We start from the raw sequence: 17,387 nt of genomic DNA, 5'->3' as shown, positions 1-17,387 counted from the left end.
GCTGCCCATGTTTTCTATGCTAAATTTTTAGCCTACATCCGAATGAAATTTATAACTTTAAGGAATAGTTAATGGATACAATATCCTTTTCTAAGATTTCCGGATTTATATGACTGAAACACTTATAAGCATCTTTTTGGGTATCGGATTGGCCGCATCGGTGGGTTTTAGGGTGTTCTTGCCTTTATTCGCCCTCAGTTTAGCATCCTACTTTAATATATGGGAATTGAATTCTTCATGGGTTTGGATTGGCAGTCTCACTGCAGTAATCACATTAGGTGTGGCCACATTCATTGAAATTTTAGCCTACTACATTCCTGTGGTCGATAATTCATTGGACACCATTGCAATTCCATTGGCAGCAATTGCAGGCACAGCGGTAATGGTATCTACTGTTGCCGATTTAAGTCCTGTCATTACCTGGGCACTGGCAATTATTGCAGGAGGCGGTACAGCAGCAACCATTAAAAGTGCTGCGGGAGCTTCGCGGGTGACCTCAACTGTGTCTACTGCAGGATTTGGAAATCCGTTGGTATCTACCGTTGAAACAGGCACTTCCATTGTCATGTCCATCTTTTCAATTTTCTTACCAATCATCGCTTTCGTCTTGGTCATTTTTGTACTGTTTATCATTTTCAAACTTTATAAAAAGATTAAACCTTCCAAGCCCTGAAATACCTTAAAAAGTTTTATTTTTGATTAGAATTCAAGGTCAACTATGAAGATAATTTCAATGATTCCGGCGCGTTATAGCGCATCACGATTTCCAGGTAAATTAATGAAGGATTTGGCGGGTAAAACCGTAATTCTTAGAACTTATGAAGCCACTGTTGCAACCAACTTGTTTGATGACGTTTATGTGGTAACTGATAGTCCTATTATTTATGACGAAATTGTAAATAATGGTGGAAAAGCCATCATGAGCAAAAAAGAACATGAATCTGGTAGCGATAGGATTGCAGAGGCTGTTGAAGATTTAGATGTCGATATTGTTGTCAATGTACAAGGTGATGAACCGTTTACTGAACGTGAAAGTTTAGAAAAGGTACTCAATGCCTTTAAAGACGACCATGACAAACAAATTGACTTGGCATCGTTAATGGTAGAAATCCATGATTGGGAGGATATCAGCAATCCTAATACGGTAAAAGTTATTGTTGATCAAAACAATTTCGCACTCTATTTCTCAAGAAGCCCGATTCCTTATCCACGAGATAAAGAAGCAGGCGCCCGTTATTTTAAACATAAAGGAATTTATGCATTTAGAAAACAGGCCCTTCTCGATTTTTACAAGTTACCAATGCAATTTATTGAAGCGACTGAAAAGATAGAATGCATCCGTTATTTGGAATATGGCAAACGAATTAAAATGGTCGAAACGCACGTAGAAGGTGTTGAAATTGATACACCAGAAGACTTGGAACGCGCAAAACGTTTATGGAAATAGACTATAAGAACATAAAAGTAATTGGTTTTGATGCTGATGACACGTTGTGGGTTAATGAAACCTATTTCAGGGACGCTGAACTCGAGTTTGCAAAACTGTTGGCTCCTTATGAAACAGCAAACAAAATAGATCAAGAACTGTTTAAACGCCAAATAGAGAATTTACCATTATACGGCTACGGCATTAAAGGCTTCATCCTTTCGATGGTTGAAATAGCGCTGGAACTTTCAAACAATTCCATTAGCAACACAACAATAGAAGCTATCCTAAATGTAGGCAAGGACATGCTCAATAAACCTGTCGAATTATTGGAAGGTGTAGAGGAGGTGCTTCATACATTATCTGAAGATTATCGGTTGATAGTGGTTACTAAAGGCGATTTGTTAGATCAGGAACGGAAGTTGGAAAAATCAGGTTTAATGGATTATTTTCATCATATTGAAGTTCTGAGTGAAAAGAAAGAAGCTAATTATTCTAAATTATTGAACCATTTAGACATTAAACCTTCTGAATTTTTAATGATTGGCAATTCATTAAAATCAGATATATTGCCTTTGATAAATATTAAGGCCCACGCCATTCATGTGCCATTTCATACCACATGGATTCATGAACTAGTGGTGCCCAATGAAAAGGATCATAAGAAATATAAAACCTTATCGAGTTTATTGGACGTTCTTCCAATGCTGAAGAAAAACTCTAAATCTAAAGTTTAAGACGATACATAATGACTTATAAAAATCATCCAATGGTGTCCAGAGTAGTTTTTGGGCGAGGCAGTTTTAGCCAATTGAGCGATATTTTAGCACCAAAGCGATTAAACGTTAAGGCGCCATTTATCTATTTAGTGGATGATGTTTTTAAAGGAAATGCATGGTTGACTTCTAGAATTTCGTTAGCATATGAAGATCAACTTCTTTTTATTTCTGCCGATAAAGAACCTTCAACATCACAAGTGGATGAATTGGTGGAACAAATTATTTTGAACCATAAAGATCATCCGTCAGGGATTATAGGTATTGGCGGCGGAACAATTTTAGATTTAGCGAAAGCAGTAGCCATTATGCTCACCAATGAAGGCGGAGCTAAAGATTATCAAGGTTGGGATTTGGTAAAATCTCCCGCAATCTATCATGTTGGCGTACCTACAATTTCAGGAACTGGCGCAGAAGTTTCTCGTACAACCGTATTGACAGGCCCTGATAGAAAACTCGGCATTAACTCAGATTTTACGCCATTCGATCAAGTTATATTAGATCCGGAATTGACAAAAGACGTTCCTAAAGACCAATGGTTCTACACAGGGATGGATTGTTTTATCCATTGTGTGGAATCTTTAAATGGTACCTACTTGAATGCATTTAGTCAAAGTTATGGTGAGAAAGCTTACGACCTGTGTAAGGAAATATTCATGGACGGAAACGGTTCAGCTGAAGAGATGCAAGACAAACTAATGATGGCGTCATGGCACGGCGGAATGAGTATTGCCTATTCTCAAGTAGGTGTGGCACATGCTATGAGCTACGGATTGGGTTATCATTTAGGAGTAAAACACGGCATCGGAAATTGTATTGTGTTTGACCATCTTGAAGAGTTTTACCCAAAGGACGTCGCTATTTTTAAAGAAATGAAGAAAATACATGGCATTAATCTTCCACAAGGGATTTGTGCTCAATTAACTGACGACGAATTTAACATCATGATTGATGTTGCTTTAGGATTGGAGCCCTTATGGGAAAATGCCCTTGGTAAAAAATGGAAACAAATCATCACCAGGGAAAAATTGAGAACCTTATACGAGAAAATGTAATATGAGATGGTTATCGAAGTTTATTTATTCTAAAGTGTTAGGATGGAAAGTGGTGGGAAATGTCACAATGTCTAAGGACACTATTAAAAAAGCAGTCATTATTGGCGCTCCACATACCAGCTGGGAAGATTTTTATATCGCCCTTTTAATGCGACAGGTTATTGGTGTAAAATCAAATTTTATCGCTAAAAAAGAACTTTTCAAATGGCCATTTAGCTATTATTTTAAAGCGATAGGAGGCGCACCGTTAGACAGACGCCCGGGACAAAATAAAGTAGAAGCCATTGCAAAACTATTCGAAAATAGAGACGAATTCCGATTGGCCTTATCGCCAGAAGGGACACGAAAGAAAGTAGAGGAGTGGAAAACCGGATTTTACTATATCGCAAAAAAGGCAAATGTGCCTATTATCATGTTTACTTTTGATTTTGAACATAAACAAAATAAAATCTCTGAACCGTTTTATCCAACGGACGATTTAGAAGCCGATTTTAAATATATGAAGAGTTTCTTTCACGGGGTTAAAGGGAAAGTTCATGCATACTCTTAATTATGAAATATTTAGAATTATAATGTTGCAAAACGGCATGAAATTTGAATTATAATTAATAGTGTTGATTGCTGAAACATACAGTAAACATTTTATGTCCCTAAAGAGAAACAATAATCAATTCTGCAATGCAAAAAGCCGTCTTCTACTGAGATGGCTTTTTTCATATCAAATTGTCAAAAGTGAGTAAAACCCGGTGTTCACATTAGGTTTACCGCCCATAACAAGTTTAAAATTTTGTTAAATCACAAAAAGTTGTAAACCTTTTCCTATGGTGTGGCGTATATAATATAGAGCAGATCAAATTTGATGATTTTCAGGCTCAACTACATGAAAGAAATATCGTGTTTGTTATTGTGAAATCATTGCTATGAAAAAGAGAAAGGCCAACATCATTGTTGGCCTTTTTAATATAAATAAGAATTGTAATCTATTCTTCTGTGCTTTCTTCCATAGTGTGATACACGTTCTGCACGTCATCATCTTCTTCTAATTTTTCTAAAAGTTTCTCAACATCTTCAGCTTCTTCAGGTGTCAATTTTTTAGTCACTTGCGGAATACGTTCAAATCCTGAAGATAATATTTCAATTTTACGTTTTTCCAATTCAGATTGTATAGCACCAAAACTTTCAAATGGTGCGTAAATTAGAATATCATCTTCATCTTTAAATACCTCTTCAGCACCAAAATCAATGAACTCTAATTCTAACTCTTCAGGATCTAAACCTTCAGCAGCAATTCTGAAGTTGCAAGTGTGGTCAAACATAAACACCACAGAACCTGAAGTCCCTAAACTTCCATCACATTTATTAAAATAACTACGCACATTAGCAACTGTTCTCGTGTTGTTGTCTGTAGCCGTTTCGACCAAAATGGCAATCCCATGAGGTGCGTAACCTTCAAAAAGGACCTCTTTAAAATCGCCCAAACTTTTATCAGAAGCACGCTTAATAGCACGTTCCACATTATCCTTAGGCATATTCACAGCCTTAGCATTTTGGATAACAGCTCTCAACCTTGCATTGGTGTCAGGATCAGGACCGCCATCTTTAACGGCCATTACAATGTCCTTACCAATACGCGTAAAGGCCTTGCTCATTGCTGACCAGCGTTTCATTTTACGTGCTTTACGAAATTCAAAAGCTCTTCCCATTTTAAGTTCTAAGTTTAAAGTTTAAAATTCTAAGTCTGAGATGTTTCTCAGGCCACAGTTATTAGTAATCAGATCAGCCTTGCATCATCCCAAATTCTAAGCAAATTTAAAAAAATCCATTTATGAGTAGGTATTTGCGTGCTTAAAATTATGTATAAAACCAGATTATTTGAGTAGCTGTTACACAATGACTATGTTCTTTAATAGTACTATCAAAAAACAGCCTTGTAGGAGGCTGTTTTAATCTGTAAAATGCAAGGGTTTTTATGTGAAATTAATCTTGAACTTCAACAATGGCTTCAATTGCCTCAGCCAATTTAAAGTCTTTTTCTGTCACACCTTTCGCGCTGTGTGTTGTTAATGAAATGGTGAGCAGGTTATAGACATTCTTCCAATCTGGATGATGATTTTGCGCTTCACATTCAAAAGCAATTCTGCTCATGGCACTAAAGCAATCCTTGAAATTATCAAATTCAAATTCTGCATGTAGTGCGTTGTCATAATATTCCCAATCAGGAAAATGCAATAATTTTTTTTCAATGGTTTCTTCAGATAGTGGAGACATAATTTATAATTTAAAGTTTCCTAAAATTATCAATTATAATTGACAATTTCTAAGACTACGGATTATAATTGATGTAATTGTCCAATTCTTCAAGAAGTTCTGTGCTGCTAATTTGAAGATGCTTAGGTAAGGTATTCAATTTAGGCATCACGGCTAAATAACGATCTTCATTGGTGGTATACACTTGTTTGTAATACACCGTTTCTGATGTGATTAAAGATACCATTTCCTTTATAAAATCGTCGTGGTGCACTAAATCAGAACTTCCTAAATGAAACACGCCGAATTTATCCCTGTTGATGATGTAATGAATTTGCTGCGTCAACTTAAAATCTGTCGTTACATTCATGATCAAATTAGGAAACAACTCAATGGCTGTTTTATCAGCAATATGCTGCTTGAGTTCCTTAACTCTGGGAGATTGTGTACCGAAAATCATCGGAAGTCTGACAATCACCACTTTCTTCTTAGGCAATCGCATCAGCATGTTTTCGATCTTTATCTTGAAATGGCCATAAATACTGCCACTCAATGTTTTGTCATCTTCATAGCTCGGGTATTGGCTATAGGCATCAAAGACATTAGCTGAAGAAAAGAAAATAATTTTACAATCATGATTTACTACATACTCGGCCATATGCTGATGTGCAATAGCCTGAGCGTGAAAATCGCCTCGTAAACAAGAAATAATTATTGATGGTTTGACCGCTTCCAGAATCTCAAAAACATCATCTTCTTCCACACGGTATTGAAAAAAGTGTTTATTGTTCTCAAAAGTTGCGTTTGTTAGATGATACGTACCAAAGGTTTTAAAATAAGAACACAGCTCCTTGTACAGGGCATTGCCTATAAAGCCACTGGCTCCAAGGATAAGGATGCGGTGTTTGTTGTCTGGTGTCATCATGATTTTGGGGCACTTTCTTTAAAAAATAGAGTGTTTGGTCATGGTTGTAAACTGTTCTAAAGCTTTCATTCCCAATAGAGAATTACCTCTTTTATTTAATCCTGGCGACCACACTGAAATGGTAAATTGATTTGGTAAAAGGGCTACAATTCCGCCACCAACACCACTTTTTCCTGGCAATCCAACTTCAAAAGCAAACTCTCCAGCTTCATCATAAAATCCGCAGGTGAGCATGAGCGCATTTATCCGTTTGGCTTGACTTGCAGAAATAAGTACATTTTCTTGACAACAAGCGCCATGATTTGCAAACATAAAAAATGCTTTGGTGAGTTGTTCGCAGGTCATTTCAATAGCGCATTGATGAAAATAAAAATCCAACACCGTATCTACATCATTATGCAAGTTGCCGTAAGCCTTTAATAAATTTGCCGCCGCAAAATTATTATACCCCGTCATACGTTCAGAATTGGCAACAGTCTCGTTAAAATTGATGGTAGGATCATCAACTACAGAACGGACATAATTTAAAAACTCTTCTTTAGGATTGTCCAGAAGCGTTACCAGAATATCGGCAATAACAATTGCGCCCGCATTAATCAGCGGATTTCTAGGAATTCCCTTTTCCAATTCTAAAAGCGATAAATGGTTAAAAGGATTTCCTGAAGGCTCAACGTCTACACGCTGCCATAAATTTTCCGGATACATAGGTAATGCCATGGCGAGTGTCAGAACTTTTGAAATACTCTGAATGGACAATTTCTTATCCCAATCGCCAGTAGCATATGTTTCCCCGTTGATAAGCCTCAGATGAATACCAAAATTATTAATATCAACACCAGCCAATTCCGGGATATAAGAAGCAACAACGCCTCTATTGACCTCGTCTTTTAAATTTTGATGTATGGTATTGATGACATTTTGGTAATCTATCATGTATTAGACTTTATAAAATGGCGTTTTCACAACAGTTGCTGGAACGGCATTTTTACGAATTTGAATATTAATTTTACTACCTGCTTCGGCAAAAATGGCTGGTACGTATCCTAGACCAATTCCTTTATTTAATGATGGCGACATGGTACCAGAAGTAACGACTCCAATTTTGTTGCCATTACCATCTACAATATCGTAACCGTGACGAGGAATACCGCGTTCATCTAACTCAAAACCGACCAATTTATTTTCTGGACTGTGTTCTTTTTCTGATTTTAACGCTTCACTATTGGTAAACTCTTTGGTGAATTTTGTTACCCAACCTAAACCAGCAGCAATAGGAGAGGTGTTTTCATCAATATCATTCCCGTACAAGCAATAGCCCATTTCTAAACGCAAGGTGTCACGTGCAGCCAAGCCAATTGGTTTGATGCCGTAAGAAGCACCTGCTTCAAATACCTTGTCCCAAATTTGTTTTACTTCTGAATTCTTGCAGTAGATTTCAAATCCGCCACTACCTGTATAACCTGTTGCAGAAATGATAACATTCTCGATACCTGCAAAATCGCCCACCACAAAATTGTAGAATTTAATTGCAGACAAATCATGGCTTGTTAAGCTTTGCATAGCTTCCACAGCTTTTGGACCTTGAATAGCCAGTAAAGAATACTCAGGAGAAAGGTCTCTCATAGTGGCACCTACATCATTTTTAGCACTGATCCAGTTCCAATCTTTTTCGATATTTCCAGCATTGACGACCAATAAATAGGTCTCTTCCTCAATTTTATAAACAATCAAATCATCTACAATACCACCAGTTTCATTTGGCAAATAACTGTATTGCGCCTTCCCAATGGTGAGTTTGGAAGCGTCATTGCTACACACTTTTTGGATCAATTCCAACGCATGTGGACCTTCAATTAAAAATTCACCCATGTGCGATACATCGAACACACCTACACCTTGTCTGACGGTTTCGTGTTCAATGCTGACACCTTCATATTGAACAGGCATGTTGAAACCTGCGTAAGGGACTAATTTTGCTCCTAGAGCTTCATGTGTAGATGTTAATGCTGTGTTTTTCATAAATTGTTTGTTTAATTTCCGTGTAACTGTTTATCACAATTCAGTTGCAGAAAGTTTATTTAAAAATTCTTTGTTAGATAGTAAACGATGGCGAAACATATGGCGAGAATTAAGAATGCATAAAAAAGTCCTTTTTTTTAAACTTAGGCCTGAAACCACGTTTTCGATGGTATTGCCGAAAAACTTCAATATTCCTACTAAAAAATCTTCCATAGTTGCAGCACAAAAGTATCGAAAATTATCTGTTTTAAAAATGAATAGAGACGATTAAAAGGATGATTTTAATAGCATATAATCCTTTTGCTGTAGTGATAAACTTAAGTTAAAGCGGGTCTCAAAATTGGTCATGATGGAAATTCTATTAGATTGTAGTTATGGAAAACGTATTAGTAGCCGGTGCAAATGGCACCACTGGAAAACAAATTGTTCAATTATTATCAGAAACGCAGTATTTCAAGCCTGTGGCGATGGTGAGATCGAAAGATCAGGCCCGTCAATTTGAGAAGGATGGGATACAAACTGTTTTGGGCGATTTAGAAAAGGATGTCTCACATACACTCGAAAATATAGATAAAGTTATTTTTGCTGCTGGTTCTGGCGGTAAAAATGTGATAGGCGTAGATCAAGAAGGTGCAAAACGCTTGATTGACTCTTCAAAAAATGCGAAGATTAAAAAATTCGTAATGTTGAGTTCCATGGGGGCAGATGCTCCAGAGGAAGCGGAACAACTGCAAGACTATTTAAAAGCAAAGCAAAATGCTGATGAACACTTAATAAGTAGTGGCCTCAATTATGCGATTGTAAGACCTGGAAGTCTCAACAATGAAAAACCAACAAATCATATCCAGCTACAACCTAAATTATCGCAACAGGGCGAAATAAGTAGGGGAGATGTTGCACAAACACTGGTACGTGTGCTTAATGATGATACTGCAAATAAGGTCTCATTTGAGATTTTAAATGGAGATACTTTGATAGGTAGAGCCCTTGAAAATGTTTGATTTTTAAGAATATTAAGTTTTAATATAAGAAAAGAGGCATTTGCCTCTTTTTTTTATGATATGGTGTTTAAAAGCACCGATTTTAAATCATCATAATTTCCAATTGAAATGGATTCTTTCTTCTTGTCCATTACAGCTTCAATCTGTGGCGGTAATTCTATATCCTTGTTGATGACAGATGTAACAACATCCAAAAACTTTGTAGGGTGAGCGGTTTCCAAAAATACACAATGCGCATTGTCTTGCTTTTTTAGATAGGCTTTACAACCTAAATAGCCGACAGCGCCATGCGGATCAGCAACATATTCAAAATTCTCATAAAGTTCTTTTAAAGCTTCGCGAGTTTCATCATCGGTAAAACTATAAGAAGACAGATTCGATTTTAAGGACTCAAAATCATTCTTGTAGATTTCCTGAATTCGGATAAAGTTACTCGGATTACCAACATCCATGGCATTGCTAATGGTTTGTACAGATTGTTTTGGTTGGTATAATTTTGTGGTGAGGTATTCCGTGACCACGTTATTTTGGTTGTTAGACGCCACAAAATGATGGATTGGCAAGCCTAATTGTTGCGCCATCATTCCTGCGCATATATTTCCAAAGTTGCCACTTGGCACCGAAAACACAATGTTTTGATGTGTTTTATGTAATTGTTTATATGCGAAAAAGAAATAAAACATTTGAGGCAACCAACGGGCGACATTAATGGAGTTTGCTGATGTTAGTTGCATTTTAGAAGTCAAGTCTTCGTCTAAAAACGCTCGTTTCACCATGTCTTGACAATCGTCAAAAACACCATCTACTTCTAAAGCTGTGATGTTTTGCTTTAAAGTGGTCAACTGCTTTTCTTGAATGTCACTCACTTTTCCACTAGGATATAGAATGACCACATTCACGCCTTTCACGCCGAGAAATCCATTTGCCACAGCACCGCCAGTATCGCCTGAAGTGGCAACCAATACAGTAACTTCTTTAGTGTTATTCTGATTGAAATACCCTAAACAACGCGCCATGAATCTTGCACCAACATCTTTAAATGCCATGGTTGGACCATGGAATAATTCTAAGGTAGAAATCTTCTCGTTGATGTTGACCACGGGGAAATCAAATGACAAGGTTTCCGCAATAATCGTTTTTAACACAGCTTCAGGAATATCAGGACTAACGAATTGTTTGATAGCTTCAAAAGCAATCTCCTCGTAAGATAAATCGTCAATACTTTCAAAAAACGATGACGGTAAAGGGGTGATGCTTTCCGGGAAATACAAGCCTTTATCCGGAGCAATTCCTCTAATAACGGCGTCTTTAAAGCTTGTATTTGCTGCTTTTTTATTAAGTGATCTGTAGTTCATTTTCAATTTTATTTTTTCGTTACGAATTCACGAATATTTTACACATTTCTCTGTGAAACTCCGCGACCTAACTTCACAATTTAAATTTCTCTTATGCCTTCTGTATTAATTTTAGATACATGTGTTTCAAACGCAATATTTGTTTCGGAATATACGGCTCGCATCGCTTTCTCAACGTTTTTCGCATTCTCAATCCCTTTTGATAACGCATAAATTGAAGGTCCAGCACCAGAAATCCCCGCACCTAAGGCACCATTATTGAGCGCTGCAGATTTTACCTCTTTAAAAAATGGAATCAATTGACTACGGTGTGGTTCTACGATAACGTCTTGCAATGCTCTTTTCAGCAATTCATAGTCGTTGGTGTGTAGAGCATGTACAAAACTCCCCACATTAGCCCATTGTGTAATCGCATCTTTCAACGCAAACTCTTTGGGTAAAATGGCTCTTGCATCAGCAGTTTTGATTTCTATTTGCGGATGGATAATGGTGGCATAAATATCATTGGGCGTAGGTAATTGTAACACTTCTAAGGGAAATGTGCTTTTTACGAGGGTAAAGCCTCCAAAAATCCCAGGTGCTAAATTATCAGCATGCTCACTTCCGCTAGCTAATGCTTCACCTTTCATTGCAAAATCAGTTACTTGTGTTTTATTATAAGGTCGTCCTAAAAGCTCGTTAATGGCAAACACACTTCCTGAAGCACTGGCGCTACTGCTTCCAATTCCACTTCCGGGTTTAATACGTTTATAAATTTCGATTTCAAATCCGAAATCGGGTTTCGCATCGGCAATCATGGCCAAAGCAGAAACACCAGCCACATTCTTTTCAGCTTCAAAAGGGAGATCAAACCCTTCAATTTTCGTGATGAATATGCCTTTTTTGTCTGTTTTTCGGATGATCATCTCATCACCAATGGTATCTAAGCAAAATCCGAGGACGTCAAATCCGCAGGACACATTGGCTACCGTTGCCGGGGAAAATATTTTGATTTCGTTTTTTATCACAAGTACTTTATTTGAATTTATATTCTATCTTTTTTGACACGAATGGCACGAATTATCACTAAATCTTTCTACTAAATTTTCAACTTCCAACTGCAGACTGAAAACTGCTTACTGAAAACTGCAGACTGAAGACTGCCCACTGAATCCTAATTCCCAATCCTGATAATATCCGCAAATAATCCTGAGGCGGTAACATCTGCACCGGCTCCAGCACCTTTAATAATCATTGGTTGTTCTGGATAACGTTGCGTATAGAACATGACGATATTATCTTTGCCTTGTAAGTTGTAAAATGGATGGTCTTTAGGGATCTCTTTCAATCCAACTTTTGCTTTTCCATCATTGAATTCGGCTACATATTTCAATTGGCAGTCGTTCTTTTTAGCAGACGCATATAATTGCTGAAAATGGGCTTCATCATCGATTAGGGTTTGATAAAAATCATCCACCGAACCACTATTAAGATTCGCCTCAGTTAAAAATGACGAGTTTTCGATGTCCTCCAAATTCATTTCAGTGCCACTTTCTCTCGCTAGAATTAGAATTTTACGAGCCACATCTACACCGCTCAAATCGATTCTTGGATCGGGTTCAGTATAACCTTCCTTTTGAGCTTGTTTTACAACGTCATGGAATTTTGTTTGGTCATTAAAATTGTTGAATACAAAATTCAAACTTCCTGAAAGTACCGCTTGAATGGAAGTTATCTGATCGCCAGAAGCAATTAAATGGTTCAGGGTATCAATGATAGGTAAACCCGCACCCACATTGGTTTCGAATAAATAAGGCGCGTTATATTTTACCGATAGTCTTTTAAGAGTACTGTAATTTTCATAGGCGCTAGAACATGCAATTTTATTACACGCTACCACGGCAATACTTTCTTTTAGATAATCGGCGTAAATTTTTGAAACGTCTTCATTTGCAGTAACATCCACAAAAATACTATTGCGAAGGTTTAAGGTTTTATTACGTTCTAAAAATCCTTCTAACGACGCTTTTTCTCCCGAAGTCAATTGTTCCTTCCAGTTTTTTAGAGAGAGTCCAGATTCATCAAAAATCATGTTTTTAGAATTGGATAGTCCAATAACTCTCAAGTTGATTTTCAGTTGTTCCTTAAGATATTTTCGTTGCTGTTTGATTTGTTCAACAAGGCGTTCACCAACATTTCCAACACCAGTAATATAAACGTTCAACTGTTTAGTTTGATCTTCAAAAAAGCGTTCATGAATTGTATTTAGCGCTTTTTTAACGTCCTTCTGAGCAATAACTGTCGATATGTTTTTCTCAGAAGCACCTTGGGCAATCGCTCGGATGTTTATATTATTTTTCCCTAAAGCACTGAACATTCTCCCGCTAATTCCTTGGTGATTTTTCATGTTATCGCCTACAAGCGCCACGATGGACAAGTCTTTCTCTACAATAATCGGATCTATCTTCTTTAACGCAATTTCATTTTCGAAGGTCTGATTGATACTCGTTGCTGCAAGATTGGCATCGCTTTCATCAATACCAAAACAAATAGAGTGTTCCGAGGATGCTTGGGTGATAAAAATCACATTAATTTTCTCATGGGCCAAAGTTTCAAACAATCGTTTAGAAAAACCTGGAATCCCAACCATTCCGTGGCCTTGTAGCGTTAGAAGTGCTATGTTGCTAATATTGGTGATGCCTTTAGCAGCTTTTGAGAACCCATTGCTCTTGTCGTTAGTGATAATAGTGCCTTGAGCTTCAGGCTCCGTAGTGTTTTTAATATGAATTGGGATGCCCAAATTTAACACAGGCTGAACAGAAGGTGGATAGAGCACTTTAGCGCCAAAATGTGACAACTCCATAGCTTCCTGATACGACAGTTTTTCGATAGGATAGGCTTGTTTAACAAGTTTAGGGTTGGCCGTAAACATGCCGCTAACGTCAGTCCAAATTTCCAATCGGTTTACTTTTAAAGCAGCGGCAACAATGGCAGCCGTAAAATCAGAACCGCCACGTCCCAATGTTGTAATCTCTCCTGATTCCGATTTCGAAATAAAGCCAGGGAGTATCGTAATATTCTGGTTGGCAGAATTGAAATACTCTCGAATATTTTCGTTCGTAATGCTGTAATTAACTTCCGCTTTTGTAAAATTAGCATTGGTAACCACAAGATCTTGACTGTTCTTTCGAACCACATTCAAGCCTTTACTTTTCATTGATTCAGCTATAATATAGGAGGATAGAAGTTCTCCAAAACTCACAAGCTTATCGGTTGTTTTAGGAGATAGTTCATTTATAAGATAAATACCATCCAATAGGTTTTTTAAGCTAGATAATGTGCTTTCAACATAGTCTTTTGCCGTATCATTCTGTGTTGGAATAAGTTCAGACAAAAGATTTAAATGAATTGTTTTAATTGATTTAAATTCAGATAGATAGCTTTCGTTTTTTTGCTGAGCCAATTCACCTGCTTTTAACAATTTATCGGTGATGCCACCAACAGCCGAAACAATGCAAATAACGGATTCAGTTTGTGAATAATCTTCTAGAATTTGGATAACCTTCTTTATGTTCTCTGAGGAACCAACTGATGTTCCTCCAAATTTTAATACGTTCATGGTTGGATATATAATGAGTTAAAGTAAGTACTTTAAAAAAATGAAAATGGAATATAGAGACGAGTAGAAAAGATAGTATTAACCCCAAGGGGTAATACCAATAATAGACGTAGTGCCTTTAGTAGAAATAAAGGTGCTAAAAAGATTTTTAATGTAATGTATGCTATACATATCTTGGTCTATACCTCTCAAATGTATTATTTTTACTTTAATAAAAAAATAAACAGCTTCATTTTTGAAGCTAATCACTGAATTAATAAATATATCTTAAAAAAAGACTCTAAATATGAAGATATTCTCAAAAGAACAAATTTATAAAGGCGATCAAGTCACTGCAAAGCGGCAAAAAATCAGCTCCACCGAATTAATGGAACGTGCTGGGGTGCAGATTTTCAATTGGATCCACCAACGTATGCAGGGCGCGCAAGTGCCAATTCATGTGTTTTGCGGAATTGGCAATAACGGAGGTGACGGATTGGTAGTCGCCCGTCATTTGATAATTTACGGTTATAATGTGCACACCTACGTCGTTAACTGTAGTGACAAACGCACGGAAGATTTTTTGGTTAATTATGATCGCATTAAACAAACCACAAAAAAGTGGCCTATAATGCTAAATTGTGAAGCTGATTTTCCTGAAATCGGCCCTGATGATATCATTGTAGATGCCGTTTTTGGTATTGGTCTTAACCGACCAGCTAACGAGTGGGTGAAAGGACTGTTCCAACATTTTAGAGCTTCAAAAGCTTTTACATTGGCTATAGACCTTCCTTCAGGACTTTATGCAGATCAAATACCTGAAGATGAAAATGGTGTGGTTTGGGCAGATTACACCTTGAGTTTTCAATCGCCTAAATTGGTATTCTTTCTGCCTCAAACATCAAAATATACCGTACAGTGGGAAGCCATTGACATTGGTATTGACCCTGGTTTTTTGCAGGAAACAGAAACCGAAGTAGAGTTAATGGGCAAATTGGAAATGCTGCCTATTTACCAGCCTCGAGACAAATTTTCCAATAAGGGAAGTTATGGACACGCACTTATTATTGGTGGCAGTTATGGAAAAATAGGAGCGGTGATGCTATCAGGAAGAGCCGCATTGGCTTCAGGAGCTGGTTTGGTAACTACTTACACTCCTAAATGTGGCTATATTCCATTACAATCGGCTTTTCCAGAAGCAATGACCATTACTGACCAAGACGAAAACAAACTCACTAACATCGATTTTGATATTGAACCTACAGCCATTGGTATCGGAATGGGCATGGGGACTGATAAAGCAACACATGAGGCTTTTCAAGATTTTTTGAAAACGAATTCCTCAGCATTGGTTATAGATGCTGATGCCATCAATTTACTCTCCAAACATAAGGATGATCTTAAGTTGTTAAAACCGCAAACGGTGTTAACGCCACATCCAAAAGAATTGGAACGTCTTATAGGGAAGTGGAAAAATGATTTTGATAAGCTGAAAAAAGCTAAAGCATTTTCTAAGAAGTACAAATGTATCTTGGTGATTAAAGGTGCGCATACAATTATCGTTTTTGATGGCAAACTGTATGTCAATTCAACTGGTAACCCAGGATTGGCAACCGCTGGCACTGGAGATGTGCTGACAGGTATTATCACAGGCCTTATTTGTCAAGGATATGCGCCGTTAACCGCAAGTGTTTTTGGAGTGTATCTTCACGGGAAATCAGCTGATATTGCAGTTGAAGATTATGGGTATCAAAGTTTGACCGCAAGTCATGTGATTGAGGATTTAGGCAGAGCATATCTCAGTCTCTTTGAAAAACCACAAATTCCACAAGTAGCCAATGAGCAGAACGAACAGGACAATTCATAACTAAAAAAACCGCACTTTAAATAAGTGCGGTTTTAGTTTTAGTATATTTTTCTAGTATTAGATGCCTAAACTATCAAATAATTCTGTAAGTTTTTTATTAGAAGGTCTTGGAGCATTGGCATCCACTACATTTCCTTTTGGATCGATTAAGATGAATCTCGGGATGCCCGTAATCTTATAACCTAATATAAAGTCTGACTGCCAGTTTTTATCAGAAAACAATTGGATTCCGCCAAGATTTTTTTCCTGAATCATCGTTTTCCATTTTGTTTTAGCCACTTCCAAATCTCCGCCACCGCTTCTCATAGCGTCATCAATTGAAATGCTTACAAAGTGAATATTTTTATCAGCATAATCAGCTTCCAATTTTTTCAAAGAAGGAATTTCAGCAATACAAGGTCCACACCAGGTCGCCCACACATCGACGTATACAAATTTCCCTTCCAAATCCTTTAGTGACGTCGTTCCACCTTTGAAATTTTCATAATTATTGAATGTTGGAGAAGGGGAGCCTACAGGAAATGCCTCTCTTATGGCGATAATTTCAGAAAAGTGATTGTAAAACATATTCAACATCGGATTCAAATCGCCTTTAGCCATTTCCACAACCGTGCTATCTATGGTTTTGTCATGATCATAAAAAGTAAGGAGCTCTTTTCTAATAGTGTTCATTTCCTCTCTCAGTTCTTCAGAGCTTAAATTGGTCAGTTTTTCCTGATCCAATAATTTTCGTTCTAAGCGCACACGCTCAATTAAAAAGTTGTTATGCTCAGATCCATCTCCTGAAAATTCTGCGGTATCCTCAAAATTTTCGCCATCCGCATTAATAGTAATATCAAATCCGTTCTTCAAGAAAATTGGAGCCGCTATTCGGCCATTAAAAAAACCAAATACTTCAGGTTGGTCGATTTTAATCGTGTCAGAAAAAGTGCCGTCAGATGCTAACGCAATTGTTTTGATCATCGATCTATTTCTCAACAAAATCGAATCGCTGGTTTTATTTGTAATTTTTCCTGATAAAGTCACATAATCCTTAGGTTTTTCTTCACAAGAAATGATAGCTAATGCAAATAAGAAAATAAATATTTTTTTCATTTTTATAATTTTAAGTAGCCAAAAATAAGAGATTGGAGATATAT

General features: G+C 37.1%; 16 protein-coding genes. 7 read left to right on the top strand and 9 right to left on the bottom strand.

Annotated elements, in window-relative coordinates; all coding sequences use genetic code 11:
- Positions 1-109: 109 nt before the first annotated feature.
- From Q0947_RS03480 to Q0947_RS03460, 5 genes are read left to right on the top strand one after another with little or no spacing between them, the layout of a single operon-like run.
- The gene (locus tag Q0947_RS03480; protein ID WP_299391454.1) at positions 110-673 is read left to right on the top strand and encodes a DUF4126 domain-containing protein; all 564 of its coding nucleotides are present in this window, start codon (positions 110-112) and stop codon (positions 671-673) included.
- 45 nt (positions 674-718) lie between these two features.
- Positions 719-1,447, top strand: a complete 729-nt coding sequence (gene kdsB / locus Q0947_RS03475) for a 3-deoxy-manno-octulosonate cytidylyltransferase (RefSeq protein WP_299391451.1) — start codon at positions 719-721, stop codon at positions 1,445-1,447.
- Positions 1,438-2,163 (top strand): HAD family hydrolase, encoded by a 726-nt coding sequence (locus tag Q0947_RS03470; RefSeq protein ID WP_299391449.1) that lies wholly within the window; start codon positions 1,438-1,440, stop codon positions 2,161-2,163. Before kdsB ends, Q0947_RS03470 begins: the two co-directional genes overlap by 10 nt.
- 11 nt (positions 2,164-2,174) lie before the next feature.
- Positions 2,175-3,257, top strand: coding sequence for an iron-containing alcohol dehydrogenase family protein (locus tag Q0947_RS03465; protein ID WP_299391446.1), 1,083 nt, complete (start codon positions 2,175-2,177; stop codon positions 3,255-3,257).
- Between the two features lies 1 nt (position 3,258).
- Complete coding sequence (locus tag Q0947_RS03460; RefSeq protein ID WP_299391444.1) at positions 3,259-3,807, top strand: 1-acyl-sn-glycerol-3-phosphate acyltransferase; 549 nt, start codon at positions 3,259-3,261, stop codon at positions 3,805-3,807.
- 430 nt (positions 3,808-4,237) lie between these two features.
- Here the strand turns inward: Q0947_RS03460 and Q0947_RS03455 are convergent, their stop codons facing one another.
- The 5 genes from Q0947_RS03455 to gcvT form a co-directional block, all read right to left on the bottom strand.
- Positions 4,238-4,960 (bottom strand): YebC/PmpR family DNA-binding transcriptional regulator, encoded by a 723-nt coding sequence (locus Q0947_RS03455; RefSeq protein ID WP_299391441.1) that lies wholly within the window; start codon positions 4,958-4,960, stop codon positions 4,238-4,240.
- 274 nt (positions 4,961-5,234) lie between these two features.
- Positions 5,235-5,525, bottom strand: a complete 291-nt coding sequence (locus tag Q0947_RS03450; RefSeq protein WP_299391438.1) for a 4a-hydroxytetrahydrobiopterin dehydratase — start codon at positions 5,523-5,525, stop codon at positions 5,235-5,237.
- 55 nt (positions 5,526-5,580) lie between these two features.
- On the bottom strand, positions 5,581-6,429 hold the full coding sequence (locus Q0947_RS03445; RefSeq protein ID WP_299391436.1) for a sugar nucleotide-binding protein: 849 nt from the start codon (positions 6,427-6,429) through the stop codon (positions 5,581-5,583).
- Positions 6,430-6,447: 18 nt separating this feature from the next.
- On the bottom strand, positions 6,448-7,362 hold the full coding sequence (locus Q0947_RS03440; RefSeq protein ID WP_299391434.1) for a glutaminase: 915 nt from the start codon (positions 7,360-7,362) through the stop codon (positions 6,448-6,450).
- 3 nt (positions 7,363-7,365) lie between these two features.
- Positions 7,366-8,448 carry a glycine cleavage system aminomethyltransferase GcvT gene (gcvT, locus tag Q0947_RS03435; RefSeq protein WP_299391432.1) on the bottom strand — a complete coding sequence of 361 codons (1,083 nt, stop codon included), beginning with the start codon at positions 8,446-8,448 and terminating at the stop codon, positions 7,366-7,368.
- A gap of 374 nt (positions 8,449-8,822) precedes the next feature.
- Between gcvT and Q0947_RS03430 the strand changes: the two genes are divergently transcribed.
- Positions 8,823-9,449, top strand: a complete 627-nt coding sequence (locus tag Q0947_RS03430) for an SDR family oxidoreductase (RefSeq protein WP_299391429.1) — start codon at positions 8,823-8,825, stop codon at positions 9,447-9,449.
- Positions 9,450-9,502: 53 nt separating this feature from the next.
- Here the strand turns inward: Q0947_RS03430 and thrC are convergent, their stop codons facing one another.
- The 3 genes from thrC to thrA form a co-directional block, all read right to left on the bottom strand.
- Positions 9,503-10,804, bottom strand: coding sequence for a threonine synthase (gene thrC, locus Q0947_RS03425; protein ID WP_299391427.1), 1,302 nt, complete (start codon positions 10,802-10,804; stop codon positions 9,503-9,505).
- Between the two features lie 80 nt (positions 10,805-10,884).
- Positions 10,885-11,808, bottom strand: a complete 924-nt coding sequence (locus tag Q0947_RS03420) for a homoserine kinase (RefSeq protein ID WP_299392776.1) — start codon at positions 11,806-11,808, stop codon at positions 10,885-10,887.
- 149 nt (positions 11,809-11,957) lie between these two features.
- Positions 11,958-14,402, bottom strand: coding sequence for a bifunctional aspartate kinase/homoserine dehydrogenase I (thrA, locus tag Q0947_RS03415; RefSeq protein WP_299391424.1), 2,445 nt, complete (start codon positions 14,400-14,402; stop codon positions 11,958-11,960).
- Positions 14,403-14,688: 286 nt separating this feature from the next.
- On the opposite strand from thrA, the gene Q0947_RS03410 reads away from it, so the two are divergent.
- Positions 14,689-16,248, top strand: coding sequence for an NAD(P)H-hydrate dehydratase (locus Q0947_RS03410; RefSeq protein WP_299391422.1), 1,560 nt, complete (start codon positions 14,689-14,691; stop codon positions 16,246-16,248).
- A 57-nt stretch (positions 16,249-16,305) separates the two neighbouring features.
- On the opposite strand, the gene Q0947_RS03405 is transcribed toward Q0947_RS03410, so the two are convergent.
- Positions 16,306-17,343 carry a TlpA disulfide reductase family protein gene (locus Q0947_RS03405; RefSeq protein ID WP_299391420.1) on the bottom strand — a complete coding sequence of 346 codons (1,038 nt, stop codon included), beginning with the start codon at positions 17,341-17,343 and terminating at the stop codon, positions 16,306-16,308.
- Positions 17,344-17,387: the final 44 nt, after the last annotated feature.

It is taken from the genome of uncultured Gelidibacter sp. (genome assembly GCF_947500795.1).
In the GTDB taxonomy this organism is placed as follows: Bacteria; Bacteroidota; Bacteroidia; order Flavobacteriales; family Flavobacteriaceae; genus Gelidibacter.
This window is presented reverse-complemented; position numbering and strand designations above follow the sequence as displayed.